General features: G+C 40.4%; 21 protein-coding genes. 6 read left to right on the forward strand and 15 right to left on the reverse strand.

Annotated features, from left to right (window positions below):
• Positions 1 to 12 precede the first annotated feature (12 nt).
• The 11 genes from H8796_RS15140 to H8796_RS15190 form a co-directional block, all read right to left on the reverse strand.
• Entirely contained in the window at positions 13 to 1,071 is a 1,059-nt protein-coding gene (locus H8796_RS15140) for a DNA polymerase beta superfamily protein (protein ID WP_117938072.1), read from the reverse strand.
• Positions 1,068 to 1,817, reverse strand: coding sequence for a nucleotidyltransferase domain-containing protein (locus H8796_RS15145; RefSeq protein WP_117938070.1), 750 nt, complete (start codon positions 1,815 to 1,817; stop codon positions 1,068 to 1,070). Before H8796_RS15145 ends, H8796_RS15140 begins: the two co-directional genes overlap by 4 nt.
• 358 nt (positions 1,818 to 2,175) lie before the next feature.
• The gene (locus H8796_RS15150; RefSeq protein ID WP_117938068.1) at positions 2,176 to 2,391 is read right to left on the reverse strand and encodes a sulfurtransferase TusA family protein; all 216 of its coding nucleotides are present in this window, start codon (positions 2,389 to 2,391) and stop codon (positions 2,176 to 2,178) included.
• A complete protein-coding gene (locus tag H8796_RS15155) occupies positions 2,391 to 2,708 on the reverse strand; it encodes a hypothetical protein (protein ID WP_004297365.1) in 318 nt (105 codons plus the stop codon). Before H8796_RS15155 ends, H8796_RS15150 begins: the two co-directional genes overlap by 1 nt.
• Positions 2,709 to 2,787: 79 nt before the next feature.
• A complete protein-coding gene (locus tag H8796_RS15160; RefSeq protein ID WP_117938080.1) occupies positions 2,788 to 5,697 on the reverse strand; it encodes a xanthan lyase in 2,910 nt (969 codons plus the stop codon).
• Between the two features lie 121 nt (positions 5,698 to 5,818).
• The gene (locus H8796_RS15165; RefSeq protein WP_117938066.1) at positions 5,819 to 7,810 is read right to left on the reverse strand and encodes a glucosamine-6-phosphate deaminase; all 1,992 of its coding nucleotides are present in this window, start codon (positions 7,808 to 7,810) and stop codon (positions 5,819 to 5,821) included.
• 148 nt (positions 7,811 to 7,958) lie between these two features.
• Positions 7,959 to 8,735 carry an amidohydrolase gene (locus tag H8796_RS15170; protein WP_117938064.1) on the reverse strand — a complete coding sequence of 259 codons (777 nt, stop codon included), beginning with the start codon at positions 8,733 to 8,735 and terminating at the stop codon, positions 7,959 to 7,961.
• Positions 8,736 to 8,840: 105 nt separating this feature from the next.
• Positions 8,841 to 9,395 carry a 1-acyl-sn-glycerol-3-phosphate acyltransferase gene (locus H8796_RS15175; RefSeq protein ID WP_117938062.1) on the reverse strand — a complete coding sequence of 185 codons (555 nt, stop codon included), beginning with the start codon at positions 9,393 to 9,395 and terminating at the stop codon, positions 8,841 to 8,843.
• A gap of 8 nt (positions 9,396 to 9,403) precedes the next feature.
• Entirely contained in the window at positions 9,404 to 9,673 is a 270-nt protein-coding gene (locus H8796_RS15180) for a hypothetical protein (protein WP_074556508.1), read from the reverse strand.
• 226 nt (positions 9,674 to 9,899) lie between these two features.
• Positions 9,900 to 11,087, reverse strand: coding sequence for an ATP-binding protein (locus H8796_RS15185; RefSeq protein WP_117938060.1), 1,188 nt, complete (start codon positions 11,085 to 11,087; stop codon positions 9,900 to 9,902).
• 114 nt (positions 11,088 to 11,201) lie between these two features.
• Positions 11,202 to 11,840 (reverse strand): HU family DNA-binding protein, encoded by a 639-nt coding sequence (locus H8796_RS15190; protein ID WP_117938059.1) that lies wholly within the window; start codon positions 11,838 to 11,840, stop codon positions 11,202 to 11,204.
• Between the two features lie 324 nt (positions 11,841 to 12,164).
• On the opposite strand from H8796_RS15190, the gene H8796_RS15195 reads away from it, so the two are divergent.
• A complete protein-coding gene (locus tag H8796_RS15195; RefSeq protein ID WP_117938057.1) occupies positions 12,165 to 13,454 on the forward strand; it encodes a DUF3874 domain-containing protein in 1,290 nt (429 codons plus the stop codon).
• Between the two features lie 54 nt (positions 13,455 to 13,508).
• On the opposite strand, the gene H8796_RS15200 is transcribed toward H8796_RS15195, so the two are convergent.
• From H8796_RS15200 to H8796_RS15210, 3 genes are all read right to left on the reverse strand, one after another.
• On the reverse strand, positions 13,509 to 15,074 hold the full coding sequence (locus H8796_RS15200) for an IS66 family transposase (RefSeq protein ID WP_187343824.1): 1,566 nt from the start codon (positions 15,072 to 15,074) through the stop codon (positions 13,509 to 13,511).
• Positions 15,075 to 15,160: 86 nt separating this feature from the next.
• A complete protein-coding gene (tnpB, locus tag H8796_RS15205; protein WP_117971910.1) occupies positions 15,161 to 15,511 on the reverse strand; it encodes an IS66 family insertion sequence element accessory protein TnpB in 351 nt (116 codons plus the stop codon).
• Positions 15,499 to 15,903: a hypothetical protein gene (locus H8796_RS15210; RefSeq protein ID WP_117971771.1), complete on the reverse strand. Its 405-nt coding sequence runs from the start codon at positions 15,901 to 15,903 to the stop codon at positions 15,499 to 15,501. The genes tnpB and H8796_RS15210 overlap by 13 nt, the downstream gene beginning before the upstream one ends.
• Before the next feature lie 261 nt (positions 15,904 to 16,164).
• On the opposite strand from H8796_RS15210, the gene H8796_RS15215 reads away from it, so the two are divergent.
• The 4 genes from H8796_RS15215 (at position 16,165) to H8796_RS15230 (ending at position 21,004) form a co-directional block, all read left to right on the forward strand.
• Positions 16,165 to 17,118, forward strand: coding sequence for a tyrosine-type DNA invertase cluster 3b (locus H8796_RS15215; protein ID WP_117937293.1), 954 nt, complete (start codon positions 16,165 to 16,167; stop codon positions 17,116 to 17,118).
• Positions 17,119 to 17,530: 412 nt separating this feature from the next.
• Positions 17,531 to 18,283: a YjbH domain-containing protein gene (locus H8796_RS15220; RefSeq protein ID WP_117937295.1), complete on the forward strand. Its 753-nt coding sequence runs from the start codon at positions 17,531 to 17,533 to the stop codon at positions 18,281 to 18,283.
• A 7-nt stretch (positions 18,284 to 18,290) separates the two neighbouring features.
• Positions 18,291 to 19,508 carry a hypothetical protein gene (locus tag H8796_RS15225; protein WP_117937297.1) on the forward strand — a complete coding sequence of 406 codons (1,218 nt, stop codon included), beginning with the start codon at positions 18,291 to 18,293 and terminating at the stop codon, positions 19,506 to 19,508.
• A 47-nt stretch (positions 19,509 to 19,555) separates the two neighbouring features.
• Complete coding sequence (locus H8796_RS15230) at positions 19,556 to 21,004, forward strand: carboxypeptidase regulatory-like domain-containing protein (protein WP_117937299.1); 1,449 nt, start codon at positions 19,556 to 19,558, stop codon at positions 21,002 to 21,004.
• A gap of 249 nt (positions 21,005 to 21,253) precedes the next feature.
• Here H8796_RS15230 and H8796_RS15235 read toward each other — a convergent pair whose 3' ends face one another.
• A complete protein-coding gene (locus H8796_RS15235; RefSeq protein ID WP_117937301.1) occupies positions 21,254 to 23,470 on the reverse strand; it encodes a patatin-like phospholipase family protein in 2,217 nt (738 codons plus the stop codon).
• A 272-nt stretch (positions 23,471 to 23,742) separates the two neighbouring features.
• Between H8796_RS15235 and H8796_RS15240 the strand changes: the two genes are divergently transcribed.
• Complete coding sequence (locus H8796_RS15240) at positions 23,743 to 24,999, forward strand: efflux RND transporter periplasmic adaptor subunit (protein ID WP_117937303.1); 1,257 nt, start codon at positions 23,743 to 23,745, stop codon at positions 24,997 to 24,999.
• The last annotated feature ends 1 nt before the right edge of the window (position 25,000 follow it).

Consider the following 25,000-nt stretch of genomic DNA (forward strand, 5'->3'; position numbering starts at 1 on the left):
GGAACGCATATTTTATCTATATAATTTTTCTCTTATTTCCACTAATACTTTTTCTGCACTGTTTTTGTCAGGGACATTGGGTAATGGAGATGTTAAGCAATATGATTCTATACTTTCCATTAATTTATCGGCCATCATTAACAAATCATCATAATTCATATTTCCGCTTTTTATATCGAGAAGTTGTTTTCTGTTTGAGCGTTTTACATTTAATGTTCCGTCTCTTAATATTTCTTCAGCCACCTGTAACAAACGTATGGTGTGCATCATATTCTTCGAATCATAGTTTTTACCATGATTTAAATTTGTTTGATAGCGGCTGTCGTTACGTTTCTCCACCCAATCCCAATATTCTTTATATTCTTTGCAATAGAGCGAATAAGCCTCCATATTCCAAAATAGATAGACGAGAGCTTGTTGATCTTTGGGAATAGATGATAGAGATACTTCATTGGCTGTTGCTTTTGCGGCTATCCCATGATAACCCAGTTTCTTTTCAGCATCATAAAACAAGGCATACATTCCTTTTGCATGAGAAATAGAAGATAAACCACAGCATTCTTGGATAAGCCCGTTTTTATTGAGCCAATCTTTTATGGGAATAGATTGATAATTATCCATTATATAGCAAAAATCCAAAATGGTTTTACGTTCTTTTTCTATTGGATTTACTACTTTCTTTTTGTGCCCTCTGGCTTTCCGTATTTGGGTTAAAGCATATCCGGCAAAAGTGTCCTTGCAAACTTTTGACAGAAACATATCTATATTTAGTTTATCCATTAATGGATGTCTGTATAATATACATTCATTAGGCGAAGCCAATAGTTCCAATATATTCGGATTGTTTTTGCAAAGTAATTCTACAAACCGTCCCAGTTCATAATACACTTCATCATTAGTTTCATTATTCACTTGGGGGATATATTCCAAACCGTAAAACAGGTCTTTGGGTAAATAGAATACTCCTTTCAGGTCTGTATCCGATTGAGAAGTATCCAATCCGTATGCTTTACTGCCACTTATACATTCAAAGAGTAATAACCCTTTATCTTTTATTTCCTGTATCGTCATTTTAATATCATTTTTCTAAAGAAAAGGTCAGCTTCTTTTATATCAAACGTTTTTCGTTCTTGTTGTGCAGAGACTTCTGCGCAATAATCAAAAGTCATATCTATCCACTGCCTTAGGTCTTTATCTATTTTTATCAGGTAGCTTTCTGTTGCTGTTAATTTCATTTCTATCAAAGATAATACCTTTTTGCGTATATTGCTGGATAGTAAATCCATTAATGGTAATATATTCATTGGGGCTATTGTATCACGTTCGGCACACCATTGTGCAGCCAACAATGGACGGAGTACATAAAATAGTTTTTTTATTTTTATTTCTTCTTCCTGCATAGTCTCCATTGCTCCGTGCGCTACACCAAGATAATGATGTATATTGCTTTTGGGGCAAAAGTAGTTTTGACAGAGCTGCCACAATTCTTCTTTAATTTTCTTGTTTTCTCTGTATATGACAGGAGACTGCAACCATTCGAAAGGTGTTGTGTTCGATTTGACTACTAGTTGCAATACTTTCGATATGTCCCAGCCATATACATCCAGTTCATCATTTATGGGAAAAGACAGATGGTCTTTTTTCGGCTGTATCGTTAGATAGTCATTTAACGTGCGAATATATATAAAGCGTACATCATAATCACTATCGAATGATGGGAATCCCCACGCACGACTACCTGATTCACAAGAATAGAGTATTCTTACTTTATAAGTTTGTTCTATATCGGTTAGCTTTTGTTGTATAGTTGCTTCCATAATTTATTTTTTTGATACGGCAAAATTAGACAAGGGGTGCGCAGTGTTTTTGCGTATCTAAAAATATTTTCATATTTCTGAAAATATTTTATTAATATGTCAACTAATCGAAGCGCCTTAATCTGCTATAAAACAACAGACAGCCGCTTTTGTAACAAATACAGGCAATAGATATTTGAAGGTCTGATTGATGTCTGTTTTGGGGGGATAGATAGACTGTATATATATTATAAACCGAAAAGAGAATCGGATTTAGCCCTCTCTTTTCGGTTTGTAATATCAGTTTTAATTCAATTAAAAACTTTCTCCTGTATTAGGAAACAACACTGTTATATCTGCAAAGCTAATAATTGATACATTATCTAATTGTGAACTGTAATGTCATTTGTTCTCCGTCATAGATTTCACGGAAGCCGATACCTTGCTCGGACAGATATTCCTTTAGATCCTGAAACGCATCGGCATGGTTCATTATAATCTCTATCGTTTCACCCGGAGAGGCAGTACACATCGCTTTTATTGCAGGAATCAGCGGACTGTATGCTGTTATTCCGCAGGTATCTACCGTAATCATTATTCCTCCTCTTCTTCCGCTTCCGGACTGGAGAGCCAGGTAAGATAGAGCTTGATGAGCTGTTGCAAGCCGAATGCCTTCATATTATTGTGATAAATCACGTCGATACAAAGGTCCAGCAAGTCTTTACTGTCTTCCTCCTGACTGGCGATAAGGGAGCGGATATTAAGTTTCAACTTATCCAGAACTGCTTCATCTACAATACCGGTACTGTCGATAAGATGACGGAACAGAGCATATTTTTCAATTGTTCTCAAGTTTTCATTAGATACTTCTATGCTGCGTGTACCGCTGGGATTTGCTTGTATAGTATACATTGTTTTTTAGTTTTAAAGGTTATTATAGTAGCAAAGATAGAATTTAAAATGAAAAACGGATTAAAAAAAAGGATATTTTTTATTTTTGAGTAAAGAATCCCAGGATGCCTGCCATAATGGTTGCCCGGTCTGCTTCAGACTGGATACTTTCAAAAGGAAAGCCCAATACAAAAGTACGGTAGTTTCCTTTGTAGGCAATACCTGCACTCTGATTGCCGGGTGCATACGTAAATACGGGGAAGGCAGTATCTACGGGAACAATACAATCCGCAGCAGGTACAGCATAACTGCTTTCATTAGGCAGACGTGGGATTGTTATAGTACGGCCCAATCCTTTAATCTGATTCGAACTCTTATCCGTCAGGCTACCTTGATAACCATATTTCAGTATTTTCTCTGTAAACTCCCGGTTTCCTTGTGTTCCACTCATATCACTTCCTACATAAGCACCACTGACAAACAGGTTACCTCCCGCTTGGCAATAACTGGTCATAATCCGTTGCATAGCCGAAGAGAATGTCTTGTAATATGCTTTACTTGCAGGATCTTCTTTTTCCAGTCCCAAAATATAATCTACCACCGGATAGTTTTCTAACGTAACCAATCCGTTCTCTACCGCTTCGTCGCTGCATGATACGAAGCTATATTTTCCGGCTGCCTGAATCGCTTTTCCGTGAATAAAAGGATAGTCGAACGTGTTTCCTGCAATTTTCATTCCTTCTAATTCGCTTCCACTATGCCCCAGACTTCCTTTTCCTTCTTTACCGGCTTGTGTACGGTCGAAGCCGGTTTGTGCTCCGCAAAATGAAATATTCGATATATACGGAACGCCGGGATCTTGCATTAGATCGAATCCAGCTTTATCAGAAGTGTTAACGACCGCCGGACCGCTGATTCTGTCAAAACCATTGATGATGATTACTTTTCCCTGTTCACGTTTGGCTTTATAAGCGGAGAGGATTTCAGAAGGAAAACTTTCCCCGCCCCGGTTTACAGCAGTTACTTTGAATGAATAAACAAGTCCCGGTTCTATCTTAACGGTGTGGGACGTTTTGCTGACTAAAGTGCCATTGTCAAAACCTCCATAACCGATGCGGGTATATACAATGTATTCCCGTGGTCGTGCAGTCGGTTCTTGCGGATCGTCTTCGCCTTTCCATGAAAGTTCTAATGTATTCTTTTTCTTTCCGAATTGAATGGCGAAATTGCTCACAGGCAGAGGCTGAACAATGTATTCTTTATCATGCTGGCTGGTAATGAACTGCAAAATTCCTTTGTAGATGGCACGTCCCACTGTAAATTTAAAGTTCGGATCATGTCCTAACTGCATATCTGCGAAGTTCTGGTGGGAGAGTAGTTCAATAATCGTAGAAGGCGTAGCCGGAAGACGTGTTTCACTATAATTCCGGTTCCACATGCTGCGGCGTGTCCACGGCAAGCTGTAGCTTGAATAAATATCTTTCTGAATCTGTGTCAGCAGAATGTCTGCCAGATCACGTGAGGCATACCGGTCTGTTCCTGCATTTAGTTTGCCGTTATTGAAATCGGTGGTGTAAATGCCGAGTGATCCGATCAGTTCGTCTGTTTTGCTGCATCCGGCGTCACTGTGCAATGCCATCGTCATTTCCAAAGGTACGCCCAGACCCGACTGTTGTGGGTTATAGACGGAACTGCCCGATAAATAATTGATAACGTTAGAGCGTGTGTTGATATCGTCTGTATAGTCGTTTTCACCTTTTCGTCCGGCATATACTTCGTATGGCATTCCCGCCCATTGAGCAGAGTAGCGTGCTCCTTCCAAGTAACGCGGTAGCCCACTGATTTTTCCTCCGCGGGCAATGTTACCCATTCCTCCTCCAAAACGTACTGCATCGGCACATACAACTCCATGTTCGCTGCTCTCGTTGCTAAGAACCACCATGCCGTAGTCATTATTCCCTTTGTCGAATTCAAAAGTGCCGAGATAAACCCATGTGCCTCCACCTATCTTTTGGTTTACTTTGAATTCGGTAACTCCACCGTTATGAAATACCAGATATTTGGCGTCGCTTACACTGTTGGGTAATGTCTGGTAGGAAACATAAACAGCATACTTGCCTGTTGTCGGCAGAGTAGGCACCCATTCGGCAAATACCTGGTCTTTATTCTTCTTTTTCTTTCTCTCTGTCGGAATAAAACGACAGGTTCCGTCAGTGAAAGGATTTTCTCCATCTTGATAGATTGTTTTTTTCTGAGCAAATCCTCTTACCGGAGCATTTGTCCAATTAGTCTTTTTACCACCCACTTCCAAATAAAGGGAAGCATTGGGGGTATCATTATCTACAATGATTTCATTCTTTTGTGTATCTCGTTCGCGGGGAGTATAGACAATCGCTCCTGCATTTTCCAGCATTGGAATTACATAAGGAAGGACAAAAGATTGGGTGAACATATCTTCTGTGGTGCAGAATAATCGGGGACGTTGCCATCCCCATTCGTTTTTATCATTTTTGAAATAGTTGCCGTGGCTTTGCCAGATTGCAATGTGGCGGTCTTGTAGTCCGCGTGAGATTTCATTAGGACGTGAAGTGTTTTTCACCCAGGGAGCTCCTTTATAATCTACATTCAAGGATAACCGCTCCTTATCCTTTTTCTTATTCCGGTAGAAATTAGGTACCAAATCCTCAATGGGCTTCCCATCCGCATAAATGGTGAGTTGGTAATAATGAACGGGACCCGGAAGTAATTCTTTTACTTGATTATAAATGCTTTCTACAGTTTCCGGTCGGAAAGGCTGATAGGCGAAGCTCTCCGATGCATAGATTGCAATCGTCTTACGGTCGTAATTAATATCGAAGCTATTCAGTTTAGGGGTACTGATTTTGGCTGTTGCGGTATATTGGTTGAAGTAATCCGTCAGCCGCTCTTTTACATTTCTTTCAATGTCTTGAGCGAAAAGGTAGTTTGCGCCTATAGTGAGGCATAGAAGAAACACTATTATCTTTTTCATCATTCAATGCTTTTATTTTCATTTTCACTCCCGCAAAAATAAACAAAAAAGAGCGAGAAGTATCGAAACTTCCCACTCTTCTTTCATTGTTTTATATTCTCTTAATTAAGAATGATTACTCTTATAATGGAACATATTCTACAAATGCTTCCATTGCTTCGTAAGAAGCCAGTCCCAACTGATCGTACAAAGTAGCTGTACCACGGTTACGATCCTCACTACGTTGCCAGAACAAACGTTCGTCGTTACCCAGGAACGGAGCGCTTTCCATTTGCGACTGATGTTTCAGGATAGAGTTACGTTTTGCACGAAGTTCTTCCGGACTGATAGGCACTGCCATTTCAATATTCTCGATTTCCCATTCAGCCCACGCACCACGGTACATCCAAATACGACAGTCTTTCAGCCATTTGGCACCTTCTTCTTTTTCAAGATCGACAGCAGCAAATACAGCGTCTGTACATACACGGTGAGTTCCATGTGGGTCGGCTAAGTCACCAGCAACAAAAATCTGATGAGGTTTTATTTCACGGAGCAAGTTGCGTACAATTTCTACGTCTGCTTCACTGATCGGGTTTTTCTGAATCTTACCTGTTTCATAGAATGGCAGATCGAGGAAGTGGCAACGTTCCAGCGGTATATTATTATAAGTACAAGCTGTACGGGCTTCACCACGACGAATCAGACCTTTGATAGTCAGAATATCACGGCTGTCCATATCACCGTCTTTCTTCTCCTTCAGGAAATTACGTATTTCTATATATTTTTCATTGATAACCAAATCTTCGCTGTTATTGAAGAGCTGATTGAATCCATTGATGAAATGCATGAAACGAACAACTTCTTCGTCACCTACAGCGATATTACCGGAAGTTTCGTAAGCTACGTGTACTTCGTGCTTTTGCTCTACCAAGCGGCGAAGCGTACCACCCATTGAAATAACATCATCATCCGGATGCGGAGAGAAGATGACCACACGTTTCGGATACGGTTTTGCGCGTTCCGGACGATAGGTGTCATCAGCATTAGGTTTACCACCCGGCCATCCGGTAATGGTGTGCTGCAAATCATTGAAGATTTTGATATTTACATTGTATGCAGAACCATAAAGTGCCAAAAGCTCACTCAAACCGTTTTCATTATAGTCTTTATTCGTCAACTTCAGAATCGGTTTGCCGGTCAGCTGACACAGCCAAACAATAGCGCTACGAATTAACTTATCGTTCCATTCGCAAGAAGTGACTAACCACGGACGTTGGATACGTGTTAAGTTCATGGCTGCTGAAAGATCGAGAGCCACATGTGCATTGTTGTGAGTTTGCAGGTAAGAAGCAGGAATTGTGTCAGTGATTGCACCTTCCACACATTCTTTAATCATAGCTGCTTTATTCTCGCCCCATGCAAGCAGATATACTTTCTTTGCACCAAGAATAGTGGCTACTCCCATTGTAATAGAACTGATCGGAGTATTATCCAACGTTCCGAAAATCTTGGATGCCTCATTGCGTGATGCGTTATCCAACAAAATCAGACGAGTGGTAGAGTTCAGTCGGGAACCCGGTTCGTTGAACGCAATGTTACCTACACGACCGATACCTAACAAAGCAATATCAATGCCTCCGAAGCTTTCAATGCGTTGTTCGTACAGACGGCAATATTCGAAGATGGTATCTTTGGCAATGCTTCCATCGGGAGTGAATATATTCTGCTTGTCAATGTCGATGTGATCTAACAACATATTCTTCAAAGCATTGAAGTTACTGTTGATAGCATCGGGAGACAACGGATAATACTCATACATATTAAATACGATCACATTGCGGAAGCTAAGACCCTCTTCTTTATGCATACGGATAAGCTCGGTATATACGTGGCTGGGTGAATCACCTCCGGGAAGAGCCAATACACAGAAACGTCCTGCCTTTTGTTTTTCGCGGATGGTTTGTGCTATTTCGCGCGCAATATAGTTAGCACCTTCTTCTACGGATTCGTAGATGTCCGTAGGAATTTTCTCGAGTCTTGTCAAGACTGATTTTTCAAATGCATTCTCCGGTCTGTAGTATCTGGGGGAGACCCGGTGGAGACTGATTTGAGAACTAAGATTTGTTTTCATAAAGTTGTTAATTAAGTTATGTAAGATTAGCGTCCTTACGACTGTATTTTCACGACAAAGATACAAAAGAAGTCTATATAATTAACTACCGAGTTCTAGGTATTGTTGCTGCAAGAATCTGTTTTTAACATTTGTTATTTTGCCAATGTTACAGATGGAATTCGTCTGCATCTTTCCATACCGGGAACTTCTCTCTGAATTGGTTGAGAGTGTTCAGATTAAGACTCACAGTAGCTATTCCTTCCTTTTCATCTGGAAATGAGCCGATTTCTTCTCCGAAAGCAGAATAAACTTTACTTCCTCCATTATATGTAAGCTGATATCCGTCTATGCCCACTCTGTTGACACCACATACATAGCATTGATTTTCCAAAGCACGCGCCCGGAGCAGAGTGTCCCAGACCAGACGGCGGGGGATAGGCCAGTTGGCTACATATATTAAAAGGTCGTACTCGTTGTTTACGTTCCGGCTCCATACGGGAAAACGGAGATCATAGCAAACCAACAGGCAGATATTCCATCCACGATAGGGGATGATAAGTCGTTTATCACCGGCCGAAAAATGTTCTGCTTCCCTTCCCATACGAAACAGGTGACGTTTGTCATAATAGAATTCTTCTCCTTCCGGTGTCAGGAAGAAAGCCCGATTATAGAACTGGTCGTTCTCTGTTGCTATATAGCTTCCACAAATGGCTAGATGAAATTGGGCAGCCCATTGTTTGAGTGTTGTAATGGTTGCTCCGGAGTTCGGCTCTGCCAGCATTTTACTCTGCATGCTGAATCCGGTGGAAAACATCTCCGGTAAAACAACAATCTCCGTTATTCCACGAAGACTTTGCAGCTTTTCGTGGAGCAAACGGAGATTTTCTTGTTTATTTTCCCAAACAATATCGGTTTGTATGATGGAAATACGGATAGACTCCATACTAACTAAGTATTAGGTTTTAAGTATTAAGTATTATACCATGCGCTCAAATTGTATGTTGTAAGCTACGATTAATACTTAATACTGGATACTTAATAATTGAATTTAAAGCTCTCCAAGAGCAAAATTCTCCGGATGTTTTCCTTTGAAATCCTTGAAATAAAGTTTGATTTCTTTCATGTCCTTATTAATATCTCCTGACGGCATGATAGCTTTCGTTGCAGAGATTGTTTTCTTGCTGTAATCAATACCAATCAGGACGATAGGAACCTGGGCTTTCAAAGCTATAAAATAAAAGCCTTTTTTCCAGTTTGGATTCGCTTTGCGGGTTCCTTCGGGAGTGATAGCCAAATTAAACTTTTTATATTTAGCAAAATTATGAACCATCTGATCTACTAGCGAAGTTTTTCGGCTACGGTCAACGGGAATTCCGCCAACTGCTTTGAAAAAAACTCCAAGCGGAAAGAAAAACCATTCTTTTTTCATCATGAAACTTGTCTTACGGCCTATAGCACCATAAAATAGTTTTCCAATAAATAAATCAAGGTTGGTTGTGTGTGGAGCGGCACATATCACGCATTTATCATAATTAGGCACCGTAACATTTGTCTTCCATCCTAACAGGCGGTAATAGATAAAGCTATAAATTGCTTTTTTCATTTCTGCTTTTAGTTCAATTTTCCGATAGCCTCAATAATCTCGTTAATCTTTGCATTAAAGTCTGCACGGAATTTCTTATAAAAACCTTTCACGTTGCCCGGTTCTGTGTGGCTGATACGAGTAACAAACTCATCCTGCATTTTCAGTACCTCTGCCATCAGTTCATCAGCTTTCGCTTTGTCTGTGCCGGGGATAAGCATGCTGTTGATTAAACACTCGGTGAATAATTCTCCTGCGATATAGTTTACGTTCTTTTTGAGTTCTCTTCTACTTGCCATAATCTTTGTATTTAATGGTGAATAATAAAAATACTTGCGGTAAAGATAGGCACTTTCTTTGATTTGGGCGAATAATGGCGGGAAAAAATGAAAAGTAAGAGGCTTTTAATATCTTTTTTATATGTATATAAACTTTGAGCTGAAGATAGAGTTCCCTTCACCTTTTTTCCGCATCCCTTATCTGATGGGAGGATACGGGTGAAGGGCTTTCCTTTCACCTATTTCTTCACTCGAATAATTTTGCCGGGTTAATGCTTAAGAACTGTTCGACTTTCATCCCTCCTTCTCCGACTACGAAAGTTGCATAAGGATGATACAAATTGCGCACTTCTTCGAGTCCCGCATTATACTTTTCACTGTTGCTTTTTACTTCTATTGCTACAATTCGGTTTTTCTTTTTCAGTATATAGTCTACTTCTTTATCCTTCTCTCTCCAGTAAAATACCTCATAATTACCGGTGAATGCGTTAGAAACAATATGAGCGCCGATGGCAGATTCGAAAATACGTCCCCATTCTTTCCGGTTGAGAATGGCTTCTTTAAAAGTTAAATCATTGTATACGGTTTTTAATGCATTGTTATATACTTGGAATTTAGGCGCACTTGCCCTTTGACGTGATTTATCCATAGCAAACTTTTGTAACCCGGTCAGTAATCCGCTATCTCCCAGTAAGTTTAAATATCCAGCCAATGTTGTTGTGTTTCCGGCGTCTTGCAATGTTCCTACCATTTTGGTCAGGGATACGATTTCACCGGAATAAGAAGTCCCCAATTCGAAAGTTTGCCGTAGTAGTGCCGGTTTGCTGATAGGAGAGTCGTATAAGATGTCTTTATTGATTGTGGCATCAATGATTGCTCCATTGATATATTGTCCCCATCGCTCTTCGTCCTCTATTAGGAAAACTGCGCCGGGATATCCGCCAAAATAGAGGTATTGTTCCAAACTCATACCGAACGCATCCCGCATTTCCGGATATGACCAGTGAGTCATCCTGATTTCTTCGAAGCGTCCCATCATGGAATCCGACAAACCTTTCTCTAACAATACACGTGAAGAGCCAAGGAGAACAACTTTTATGTTGATGTCATTGAATGTATCTGCATCCCATTCTTTTTTCACTACTTCGCTCCAGTTCTTTATTTTTTGAATCTCATCGATTATTAGAATGAAATCAGGTAGCTTTTCAACCCGCATCTGTACTCTTGCCGTATTCCAACAATCTGAAATCCAGGATGTCTGTGTAGCAGGAATGCTGTCTGCCGAATAGATTTGATAAGGTATCTTCAGATCATTGACTACCTGTTTGATAACTGTAGTCTTTCCCACTTGACGAGGTCCTAATACTACTTGTAGAAAATGCCGGGGTTCTTTCAGCCTTTCTGTAATGATTTGATATTGTGCTCTTTTATACATGATTTTCTGATTTTACTCAATGGATTGAATAATTTTACTCAATGCTTTGATTAGTTTTACTCAATGGATAACGCAAATATACATGATTAGTTGCTATAACCCTGATATTATTCTTTATCCTTTGTATTTTATATCTACAGAAACCTTGTAGTTACCCGGTACCGGGGTATAAATAGGCTGATGAGTGGTCCCCTTATTTTGCAGTTTCTTTTCCGCAATCAGCCTTTTTATATGACGATAGGCAGTGATCTGTGTCATTCCACAGAGATACTGAAAGTCTTTTCGGGTGATTATTTGGTTTTCGGTAAAGTATTTCGTCAATTCCATATCTATCTCTACTTCAGAGAGTCCGGCAGAGTGTGGTTTGTATTTCGAACGTTGGAACTGCATATCGGAAAGTTCTGCTTTGAGTTCCCTATCTGCCTTGAATTTGACAGCTTTTAATTTGACTTTGTGTACCCGTTTAGCTTTGGGGTCACGTATTTCTTCTTCGCAACTAAGAGTAATTTGTAAGTATCCCAATCCATCGATGTGTACTTTTTTTCCTTCTTTGAGGCATTGGGCTACTTCATATTTTAGTTCTTCTAATGTTGCTATTACATCCGATGGGCTAAGTGAGCAACGATCGTGAATCCGATATACTAACTTCTCTGTATTCACAGTCTCAAAACTGATCGGACGTGCATGGTATCTCACCTTGTTTTTTCTCTCCTTCGGCATAGGAGTCTTGTATAATTCAAATTGTACTGACATAGTCTTTCCTTTTTCTTTAGATATTGGTAGATTATCTTCTTGATGTTTCTTAATTTTCTCCTAGGCATTTATTATTTATCATTATTGTGATAAGTACTTATCATAGCAATGAAACTTTATTATCACAGCTATGATAAGATATTATCATGACTGTGATAAGCTATAAATATCTGCATCAAAGATAAGGTTTAATTAGGAGATAAACAAGAAATAACCGGATAAAACGCCAAGTTCATATTTATGAAAATGAGAGGATTAAAAAGTTGCAGATCGTATTTGGAGGGTATTATATTCGCACTCATTAAATACTAAAAACTGAATTTTATGAACAAGAAAAGTGTATTGCTAGTGTTGTGGCAGAAATTTACGAGTCATTTTTGTAAAAGTGAAAAAAAAGACGAGTTAATGGCGTATATGTCGGAGTCTTCAACAAGTCCTATGGAGACAAAGGAAAGTAAAAGGAGGGATACATTATGCAAAACGAAGAATTTGACCGAGAATGTAGAAAGTTTTTTGAAGTCTCATTATGATTTTCGCTATAATGTGTTGACGGAAGAAACTGAATTCCGTTCATTGGAACGGATGAACGAAGGATTTCAGTCTGTAAATCAACGTGTATTGAATACCTTATGTATGGAAGCGCATGAAGCCGGCATTGTTTGTTGGGATCGTGACTTGTCACGTTGCATTTATTCCACTCGTATTGTGGAATATCATCCTTTCAGACTTTATCTGGATGAATTGCCGAAGTGGGATGGGATAGACCGTGTGATGGATTTAGCACGACGGGTTTCGGAGAATCCTTTGTGGAAAAAAGAGTTTCGCATTTGGATGTTGGGTATGACGGCACAATGGATGGGAATAATGGGCGATCACGCTAATAGTGTTGCTCCTTTGCTCATTAGTACGGAACAGGGATATTTGAAATCTACTTTCTGTAAGTCTCTGCTTCCGTCTGTGCTTCAGCGTTATTATATGGATAAAGTGGATTTGACAGGTCAGGGAAATGTGGAGCGTAGATTGGCGGAGATGGGGCTTTTAAACTTGGACGAGTTTGATAAATATTCTCCGACAAAAATGCCTTTATTGAAAAATCTGATGCAAATGGCTTCATTGAGCTTGTGTAAAGCGTATCAGAAAAACTATCGTTCATTACCTCGCATTGCTTCTTTTATCGGAACGTCTAATCGGAAAGATTTATTGACTGATCCAACCGGCAGCCGTAGATTTATTTGTGTGCTAGTAGAGCACCCTATTGACTGTAAATTGATTGAGTATGAACAGCTTTATGCGCAGTTGAAAGAGGAAATATTGTCCGGTGAACGTTACTGGTTTACAAAGGAGGAAGAACAGGAGTTGCAGAGGAATAATCTGTCTTTTTACCGTCAAGGTCCGGTAGAGGATGTATTGCGCTCTTGTTATCGTTCTGTAGAAAAAGGGGAGGAGTGTGAGCTTCTTTCAGCAGCCGATATATTTCAATATTTAAAGAAGAAAAATCCGGCGGCTATGCGTGGGGCGAATCCGGCAAGCTTGGCACAAGTACTGGTCGCAGTGGGGATAGAACGTAAGCATACAAAGTTTGGCAATGTGTATCGTGTAATAGCGGTGTGGTAAGCGTCTCCGCGATTCTATATAGTGTATTAAAATAAAAAGGCTAATGATCCCTTTTTAGTCATTAGCCTTTTCCCATCTGTCAGGAAGCAGTTCCCTGTATTTTTCAATTGGTGTGTTCGGTTGCCATTCGGCTGTTCTGTTTATCACATCCGTGAGATACTCAAATAAATTCACTTTATGCATCCTGCAAGTGAGTGCTATCGTGTAGAGTATGGCGCCTCGTTCGGCCCCCTTATGGCTGCCGAAGAACAATGAGTTTTTTCTTGATAAGGATATGTATCGGTTCATCCGTTCAACCATATTGTTGTCCAGATAAGTGTCACCATAATTAAAGATGTCCACCACCGCATTCCACTCATTGCGAAGATAGGTAATGGCTTCCTGTAGTTCGCTCTTAGGTAATAAATCTCCCCGTTCTTCTATTTCATCAAGCACATCTTTTATTTCTCCGAGTATGTCCGGTGCATACTTTTTTCGATGCATAAGATTCTGTTCTACCGTCCATCCCTCAACCCCAACTTTATGCTTATGCTCGTTTTGATAAAGTGTGTTTATCAGCTCCACGATTCTTTTTGCATCCGGGTCCTTCTCACCGCAATCTATAAATTTCCGTTTTATATGTTGCAAGCACGGGATGCGTGTGATATTGGGATAAGCATCGCTTTCGAGCTTCCGGTAAGGTGAGTAACCATCGCTTTGTATGATACCTTTGCAACTGCCTAATTCGTTAAGAATAACTCTTTCAGACCGGGAGCCGTCATCATAGAGCAGGTATATCATCCTGGTGTTTATGCCGACAACCACCCAAAGGTATCCCTTCCTGACTCCTTTTCCCTTGCTGTTCTTTTCCGGGACGAGTATTTTGTAATAGGTTTCATCGGCTGCCTTATAAGGATCACTCAAAGCTGTCTGCCGGATGCACTTATAAAGATTTTCGAAGAGGCTTGAGGCTTTTTCTATCAACTTATGAGCCGTAGGTTTCTTCAGCGTAAAGCCATAACCCTCGAAGTAGTTGATGATTCTTTCAACAGGTAGCGATTGTATATAACGTAATTCCATCAATCCGGCAATAAATGAACCGTCATAGCTGGAATTCAAGAAGGCCGAAGCCGGTGTTTTTCCCTCAAACAGGCGACCTTCTTGCGTATAGGTGTGTATCTTGTAGACATGCTTGATGAAGCGCATGGGTACACATTCATAGCGGACGCATATTCTGGGAACAGTGGTAAACAACCGGGCCTTATTGATGTCAAAATCGGGATCATTGGGATAAACGACATGTTCTTCTTCCTCCATCTCATAATGCATGTCACGTTTGGCCCCATTGTTCTTTCTTGCTTTACGCTTATCTGCTTTTTCCGCTTCTATCTTCTGTCGCTCTTCTTCGGATATGGCAGATTGGGGAGCCTGTTGCTGTTCGGATGTGTTGGATACAAGTTTGGCGAGTCCCTTAGTAAGGCACTGTTGCTTGCTAAGAGATTCGCCTTTTTGAAGGAGTGCCTCTTTAAGGGAAGAAACCTCCTTTATCAAAGCATCTATTTGGTCCAAGAGTCTGTTGTTATCATCTCGTAATCCCTTGATTTGTTCCTTCAATAACTCTATGATTTCATCCTTTTTCATGGCATAAAGATATAAAAAATCAACGAATTGGCCAAATAAATCGGATGATATCTTTAGTTCAAATAATTAATAATCAGTACGTTGTATTAAATTCTAAAACGTTTTCTCAACCGTACAGACTTTAATGACACTCCATTTAAGATAAAAAACAAAACCTGATAAGAAATCTCGTAATTGCCTGTATTGGGGTTAAATGTCGGTAACTCAAAACTTCCACCTTCGAGGCGCTTGTAGTACAAGAGAAAGCCATCGCCATCCCAACGCAGTATTTTTACACTTTGTCGGTTTTTACCAAAGAATAAAAAGATATCTCCGGAAACGGGAGACAAGTCCTTCATTTCCGATCGTATAATTTTGAATAAACCGTCAATGCCAAGGTTCATACGAACAAAGCCCTGGTACAGATAGTATCGATTGGCTGATGTTAGAGAATACATAGATCTCCCTCCGTTTTTTCGTAATCGCGCAACATTTTAATAACACCACCAGGTGTGGCCCGTTTGACCGAAATGGTGGTTCCACTGTTAAAGGTGATTGTGATCCCGGCAAGACTAAACTCTTCTTCCGACAACATGGCGGGTGTTATTTGAGTGAACGCAGGAGAGATAGTTGGCAGCGGGGAGGGCGCAACGCCACCATAATAATCACGAACGACATCTGCCTTAGCTTGTTTAACGCTATAGCCCCGTCTGGACATCCAGGAAGTCATACCTCCAAAAGTAGTATGCTGCTCGCGGCAAACAGCGGATAAAGAACAATTGTAGTCTGATTTCAATACTTCTAGGAAACGTTCCCAAGTTCTTCTAAATCGATTTTCTTCTAAATACATAATACGTCATCTTTATATCGCACAAAGATAGAAGGGATAAAAAAGGAAGGCAATATAGAATCGCGGAGACGCTTACGCGGTGTGAAAAAGGTGAAGTTGGGGTGAAGGGGGAACTCTTCACCCGCTATCTTCCATGAATAGGAAGATACAATGAAAAAGTGAAGGTTTTCTTTTACTTTTCTTTTTTTATAATAGTTGCAATCATAAAGTAGGTTATTTTTGTTCTTTCTCTTATTATTGTATAATCTAAAATAACTAATGATGCAAAAAATGAATAAGAATGGATTTAACCAATGTGCCGGAGCGTACATTGAGCGTTTGCGAAAAGAAGGGAGATATTCTACCGCTCATGTTTACAAGAATGCCCTTTTTTCTTTTAGTAAGTTTTGTGGAACAACGAACATATCGTTCAGACAAGTCACGCGGGAATGCTTACGTTGCTATGGGCAGTATCTTTATGAGTCAGGATTGAAGCTCAATACGGTTTCTACCTATATGCGTATGCTGCGTAGCATCTACAATAGGGGAGTGGAAGCGGGAAGAGCTCCTTATGTGCCCCGGTTGTTTCATGACGTCTATACAGGTGTAGATATCCGGCAAAAGAAAGCATTGCCTGTGCTCGAATTGCATAAACTTCTGTATGAAGATCCGAAGTCTGAACGCTTGCGCCGTACACAGACGATTGCTGCTCTGATGTTTCAGTTTTGTGGGATGTCATTCGCGGATTTGGCGCATTTAGAGAAATCAGCTTTGGACCAAAATGTGCTTCAATATAACCGTATCAAGACTAAAACGCCTATGAGCCTGGAAATTTTGGATAGTGCAAAGGAGATGATTGATCAGCTTCGAAGCAATAAACCTGCTGTTCCTGATTGTCCCGACTATTTATTCAATATTTTACATGGCGATAAGAAACGGAAAGATGAAAGAGCATATAGGGAATATCAATCTGCTCTTCGGAACTTTAATAATTGTTTGAAGGATTTGGCTAGGGCACTACATTTGAATTCCCCCGTCACTTCATATACTTTCCGACATTCGTGGGCTACTACCGCTAAATATCGCGGAGTTCCGATTGAGATGATTAGTGAATCGTTGGGGCACAAATCTATTAAAACCACACAAATATATCTGAAAGGCTTTGGATTAAGAGAACGTACAGAAGTTAATAGAAGGAATTTATCTTACGTTAGAAATTGTAATGTTAGCAGGTGATACATAGACAAAACTCTAATAATCAATATTTAATTATGTCTGTTACTTCTTAGGTAACGGATTCTAATACGACGCAAAGATAAACAAAAATATAGATAGCAAACAAATATAATCTCATTTTTTTTCGTTTTATCTGATATATATAGCAAGAAAAAATCCGAACATGAAATAATCTTATCTTCATGCCCTATGATTTATATGTCCTGTTAAAAAGAGAATTCCCCCCCTTCGCTAAAGGCCAAAACCCTTCTATTACTGTAATTGTCGATGTTTTTCTCTGCTTTCATTCTAGTTGTTCTCGATTGTGTGTTTACTGTTACCTAAGAAGTAACGGAATTATATAAGGTAAAAATAGTAGATTAATCAATGGCTTGAGGGTATCTCTATTTAAAAGTATAACATACAAATAAAGATGAAGCAAACTAAAGCAACTTTTAGGAATAAGTCATTTATTTCATTGAAAGGTAGTATTCTATTTTTGATTCTCATTTCGATGACCACCAGTTTGGTTCATGCTCAATATTCCATAGGAACAACGGGGCAGTTGATGATACCTACTGCTGAAATGCAAGAGACTGGTACATTTATGGGTGGAGCCAATTTCTTACCCGAACAGCTTACTCCTTCGGTTTTCAGTTTCCCTACCATGAACTATTTTGTAGATATGACTCTTTTTTCTTTTATCGAATTCACTTATCGGATGACATTGCTCAAAATGACAACAGCTACGGGTAGAACCGGTTATCATAATCAAGACCGTTCTAATACGATTCGTATTCGTCCGATAAAGGAAAGTCGTTATTTTCCGGCTGTTGTGGTTGGTGGAGACGATCTCTTGACGGAAAAGAAGACGCCATATTGGGGAGCTTATTATGGTGTATTAACAAAGACTATCGGATTCCGTTCGGGGGATCAATTGGCTGTGACGGCAGGTTGGTATATTCATCAGGGCGATTGCCGGGTATATAATAAGGGGCCTTTCGGAGGTGTCCGCTACACGCCTTCTTTTTGCAAGGAGTTAAAGTTGATGGCTGAATATGATACGCGTGGATGGAATCTGGGTGCTGCCATGCGCTTTTGGAAGCATTTGTCCGTCAATGTGTTTACTCGTGAATTTACATGTGTTTCCGCTGGTCTGCGGTATGAATGTATATTAATACATTAAAATAAAGATGAAAAGGATCGTTAGTATAGCAGCCGTTTTTCTCTGTGGTATTTCTTTGTTGCAGGCACAGCTACTCCGCGTGAGTGATGCCCTGAAAGAATTGAAAATGGAGAATATTTCGGTTGTGGAGAATAAGGACACGATAACTGTCGCTTTTGAGACCTCTACCTATAGAGGCATTTATAATGGAATAGGTATTGCCATAAGCCATTTGGTTGCCATACCGGAAATACCGACTTTGCAGTTGCTTATATTGGATAATGCTTTACCGCAATTATGTATAACTATCCCTGCGGAATTGATTCAAAGATATCAGTCCGGTGAATATGCGTTGGATGAAGTGTATCGTAATATGGCGATGACAACTTCTACCAAAACTGCTGTGCATCGGCTGAAAGGTGTAAAACGGGAAGAAAGTTCTTTCGGTAAGGTAGATCTGGTGGTATATCCCAGTGTGATGTTAGTCAATAATGTAACTTATAAGTTGTATAAAGCGGCTTTGGAATTGCAGCCTGCTTTAGAAATGCAATTATGGAAGGGAGCTTCGCTGCGGATGCAGGTTTCTTTGCCCATTGTGAGTAATGAAGATGGTAAATGGGACTGTGTTCGCTTCGGATTCGTGACTTTACGCCAGGATTTCCGTTTGGCTAACCATTGGAAAGGATACCTTGCTGGCGGTAGTTTTTCTAATGACCGTCAGGGGCTTGCTGCAGGAATCGGCTATTTTTCTGCGAATGGGCGGTGGACAGTAGAAGGTGGCGGAGGAATTACCGGTTCTTCCCATTTCTACGGTAGTGAATGGAAAATGAGTAAGTGGGGAAGAGTTAATGGACAGCTTAGTGTAGGATATTATGTACCGGAAGTGAACACCTTGGTGAAAGTAGAAGGAGCTCGTTTTATTTATGGAGATTATGGAGTGCGTGGAACTCTTTCACGTTATTTCGGTGAATATATTGTAGGCATATATGGTATGTATACAGATGGAGCAACGAATGCGGGATTTAATTTTTCTATTCCGTTACCGGGAAAGAAACGCAAGCGACATGCGCTACGGGTGATGCTTCCCGAATATTTTGCTTTTCAATATGATATGCGTAGTGGAAATGAATATGCCCACCGTTCGTTGGGTGAAAGTTATAGTATAGAACCTAAGTCTGTCGAGAACTCACGTTTCTGGCAGCCGGATTATATCCGTTATTATTTGATTAGAACGAGTGAGAAATGAATCATGATTGATATTTAAACTAGTATTTTTAACAAATTTGAAACATTATGAAAAGTGTAAAATGGTTTTATGTGGGTGCCATGGCGATAGCCTTGGGGGTGTTGTCTTTTGCGACAGTTGCGTGTCATGATGATGATGACGATCCGAAACCGGCAGAAGGGGAAGTCATTGAAAGTCCGAAACCGGTAGTGGAATATTACATTATGGGTACAGTAACTTCAAAAGGCGAAGGAATGAATGGGGTGACTGTGAAAGTAGGAAGTAAAAATTGTACAACGGACTCCAATGGTAAGTTCTCTGTTACAGAAAGTGCTACAGGTACTTATGAAATTGCCGTTTCTCATACCGGTTATCTCTCTCAAAAGACTTCTGTGACAATAGCAGACAATGCGGAGAACCGTAGTGTGATAACAGTGGCTTTAGCTCTAACTGGGGAAAGTCCGAAAGAAGAAGTCAAATTGGACGCACAGGAAGCAACTGTTGTGGAAGATAAAAGTACATCAAATACGGATATTCCGGCAACTTCAGACGATTTAGGAAAGGTTGAACCGGATAAAGTCGTAGAAGACGTACCCTTGGCGAAAGTGGCCATAGAGATTCCGGCAGGAGCTATTGAAGTAGAAGGGCAGAATGCAGGAATTGTGAAAGACGGTAAAGTCAATATCAGTGTCACTACGTTTGTTCCTGCTCCCGAAAAGGTTACTACCGAAGTTAAACCTGCTGAAGAAGGCAAGGCTGTAGATAAGAACATTCCTTTGGCTGCAGCTCATTTTGAACCGACAGGATTAAAATTCAAAGAGGCTGTTAACATATCTATTCCTAACCCTATTCCGGGTATAACTTTCCCGAAGAACAGTATGCAACTGACTTATCAGAATCCGCAATCAGGACAATGGGAAGTGGAGAAAGAATCAGGGCAAAATGTAGAGGTTACTTTGAGTGAAGATGGTAATTATATAGCTCCGGTGAAACACTTTTCCGCTTATGCAATAGAAAACAAAGTGTCTAGCACTATCAGCAAAGAGGAAATTCAGAAAAGCGAAGTACTCGGACAGGCAAGTCGTGATAATAGCGAGAATGCGAAAGCTGTGACAGGTATCGTGTTGAAATATTCTGAAAAAGCTGGTTGGGACTATGTCGGTGGTGTAGATGGAGTGGTTGCGGCTATAAAAAATGCCTTAGGTACCAGTGACCAAACGACAATAAATGCAATGGCAGCTTATCTCAAAACCCGTATGTATTCGTTGATGGGTTCAACATCCGGAATCACTACTACCGAACGTACATATAATACGGTAAATGTGAATGGTTATACTACGATGGATTATGCTTGTTATGCTAAGACTCGTACAACTACATTGACTACAACAGTCATCTATAACGGGCAGACAAAAACGATATCTATTTCTGCAAAACGCTATACAGGTGCTGACCAGCAATATAAGACGGTAACTTATAATCCGACACATAGTGGTGGTAAAGGTGGTAGTATGTAATTTATTCGACCTACGTATCAATATATAATTTGATGCATATTTCCCTATACATATCAACTGTCTGCGAAAATCGTTGATATGATTTTGATGCGATTCATTGAATCGACATGTAATATTTTTTAATAAAGCCCTTTTGAATATGCTTCTTTTTTTCAATAAACCCTTTTAAGCATATTCATAGAGAGTATAGAAGGAGGAGGTCACTGTGAAGCGGTCTCCTCTTTTGCTTTTCAGAAATACTGTATTACATTAGAAATAATATCCTAAATTCACAAAGCAGCTTCCTTTATCCGTTTGATTGGAATATCCTAATGATATTTCCAATGGTCCGAAGATACTGTCCATTCCGTAACCGGCACTGATACCGAATAATTGTTTGCCTTTCAATATATCGAAGAAATTACTATCCGTTAGTCCGTAGTTACCTGTCAACGTGAGATAATGAATGGCTCCCATACGTTGCCTGAATTTAATAGAGGCAATCATAACGGTATTGTCCATTAATTCCAGATTGGTAACCCCGGCAAAAGGTAATTGCTGTGGAATATAGAAACCGGGGATATCACCGCCAATGGCATTTTGTAGCGGATAAGGAAAATCCCTTCCGATCAGGATACGTCCGTAAATGGAAGGAATGACTGCGAAACGGCGGGTTACAGGAATGACGCTTGCCCACGAAGCATTCAGTGCTGAAAATGGAGCGTGTTCGTTGTATTGTGCCATATTATCCGTATAGAGTGAATAGGCGGCTCTGAAGTCACTTCCTTTAGAAGGGAAATGTCCTTTATCATAGGTATTATATTGCACTTGGGCAAAATAACTTAGGAAATGTTCCGATTCTACTTTCAGATCGGAGATTTCAGGTTTCTTAAACAGGAAATCCTTGTATTTGTAATATTCAAAACGAAGACCGAGTCCGAAACGGAAATTCTTGTACCATACATCAGAGAAGCCAAATTCGGCCAGATGATATTTGTAAGTTGTATTATAGGCACGGTCGCCTTCCTCGTAAATATTGATATCGTTGTATTGGAACATATATGAGAAGTTGAAATTACGCTGTTGCATTGGTTCCAGCGTATAGTCTATGCGGGCAGCATATCGTTTACCCAACCGACCGGTAAGAGCTAATCGGGAAGGAATACGAGTTTTGAGGTCTGCTGTTGCATTGACCAACAAAGATGCGATCTCTTCTGAATCGAAACGGATACCCAGGTTGATTCTTCTTTCATATTTTTCCTGCAACAGGAAGTTTAGGTGATAACCTTCAGGTGTCTCTTTCAACGTATAACTGGCACTGGAGTAGGACTGACTGCCACGTAACTGATACAGGGCCTGTTCTATTTGTTGAGTGGAGATATCACTGTTTTCTTCCAGTTTACATTTCTTCATCAGCCATTTTTTGTCATCCACTTCTACTCCTGAAAATGAGATGTCTGTCACATAAACGGTGCGTGCATTGGAAAGAGAAGAATAAGGACCGTGTTGTTTCGGAGTGTAGTCTTCGGCTATTCCTATTTTCTTTTTTAAGGCAAGCAACGAACTCCATTGGTCTTTTGCAGCTTCTTCGCCTCTTCTCATCAGCGTATCAATAGCGGCCGGAGTAAAACTGGCGGATGAATATCCATCTACATTGACACGGATATAAGTATCTGTGAGATCTACATTCTTTTCATGGTTAGACTGACAGGTGATATCTACAATTTGTCCCAGAATGTCGGGGACACTATTGAGCTTGTCGGCTTTCTTGAGAGCATTTTGCACATCTACCCCGATGATAATATCGGCTCCCATTGCTTTCACTACATCCGCCGGATAGTTGTTTACAATACCACCGTCCACTAATACCATGCTGTCTTGTCGTACCGGAGTAAATACACCGGGGATAGCCATACTGGCACGCATGGCAGTTGAGAGTATTCCGTCGTGGAATACGATTTGCTCTCCGTTGACAACATTGGCAGCCACACAGGCAAAAGGAATGGGTAGTTTATTAAAGTCGATGGAGTCATGATACCCCACGGTAAGGTCTGAAAATAGATTAGCCAGATTCTGTCCTTTCATGATTCCTCCGGTAGCGGCATCTTTGGGAGTTTTGGTGAAAGGGATAGAGACTGTATATTTTTCAGATCGCTCACGATCTGTTAATGACATGGCACTTCTTTTGATACGGTCACTCAACAGGAATGTCCAATCTTGCTTCCGTACCATACTGTCCAATTGTTCCGGAGTATAGCCGATGGCATAAAGACCACCTACGATAGCTCCCATACTGGTACCGGCTATATAGTCGATAGGAATTCCGGCTTCTTCGATCACTTTCAGTGCTTTGATGTGTGCCATTCCTTTGGCACCGCCGCCACTTAGAACGACACCTACCTTTTTTCTTTGTTCCTGAGAATGCAAAGAAAAAGGCAATAATAAGCCAATTGATAAAACTAATGTTGAAAAGATTTGTTTTTTCATTAGGACATGGTCTAGTGTTGATGTTTAATATAATACAAATGTAGAGCATAATTTGTTTAGTTGTTGAAATGGGAATTAAAAAAAATGTTCCAAAAGTCGGAAATGTGGATAATTTCTACACAAGACAGTGAATTTCCACACTTTTGCAAAAAGAAGAAGATTTTGTAATGCTTTGATTGTAAGCGAATAATGTCTGCGACGCATTTTTGGTATATGAATTGCATATAAGAGTATAGAACAAACATAAGTTAAATTAAATAATAAGATTCGATATGAGATTATTCTTTTCGAAACATGAGTTGAAACTGAGGAGAAAGAGAACCATTGCTGCTATTATATGTGTGGTAGTTGTGTTGGGTGTGTATTGGATACTGACCCGACCTCAGAAGGCTGCACCGGAAATGCCGACAGTCATTGTAGAACCGGTAGTGAAAGATGATGTAGAGATATACGGGGAGTATGTAGGGCGTATTCGTGCCCAACAGTTCGTCGAAGTCCGTGCCCGGGTGGAAGGCTATCTGGAAAATATGCTTTTTGCCGAAGGTACATATGTCAATAAGAATCAGGTTTTGTTTGTCATTAATCAGGACCAGTATCGTGCCAAAGCTGATAAGGCTAGGGCGCAGTTGAAAAAAGACGAAGCGCAGGCTTTGAAGGCGGAGCGTGATTTAAAACGTATCCGTCCGTTGTTTGAGCAGAATGCTGCAAGCCAGTTGGATTTGGATAATGCGGAAGCTGCTTATGAAAGTGCCGAGGCAACGGTAGCCATGAGTGAGGCGGATTTGGCACAGGCTGAATTGGAGCTGGGCTATACCATTGTCCGTTCGCCATTGTCGGGACACATTAGTGAAAGAAATGTGGACTTGGGTACGTTAGTGGGACCCGGGGGGAAATCGTTGCTTGCTACTATTGTGAAGAGTGATACGGTGTTGGTTGATTTTAGTATGACAGCACTCGATTATCTGAAGAGTAAAGAAAGAAATATTAATTTGGGACAGCAGGATTCTACCCGTTCCTGGCAGCCCAATATTACCATTACATTGGCGGATAACACAGTCTATCCATTCAAAGGATACGTGGATTTTGCCGAACCGCAGGTGGATCCTCAAACCGGTACTTTCTCTGTACGTGCAGAAATGCCTAATCCGAAGCAGGTATTATTACCGGGACAGTTTACAAAGGTGAAATTGTTGCTGGATGTTCGTGAAGGAGCACTCGTTGTTCCGATGAAAGCCGTTACCATCGAGAAGGGAGGAGCTTATATTTATACCATGCGTAAAGATAATGCGGTAGAGAAGCGTTTTATCGAATTAGGACCGGAAGTCGGGAATAATGTGGTGGTAGAAAGAGGATTGGCAGAAGGAGAAATGGTTGTTGTGGAAGGATTCCATAAGTTGACTCCAGGTATGAAAGTACGGGTGAGCCAACCGGATGCAGAGGCCCAGGATAGTATAACTACGACAAAAAATGAAGTGGCCGGGGCGAAAGAAGATGTTACCGGAACGAAGGATAACGCGAAAGGAGAATAAA

The organism is Bacteroides sp. M10 (genome assembly GCF_014334015.1).
Taxonomy (GTDB): Bacteria; Bacteroidota; Bacteroidia; order Bacteroidales; family Bacteroidaceae; genus Bacteroides; species Bacteroides intestinigallinarum.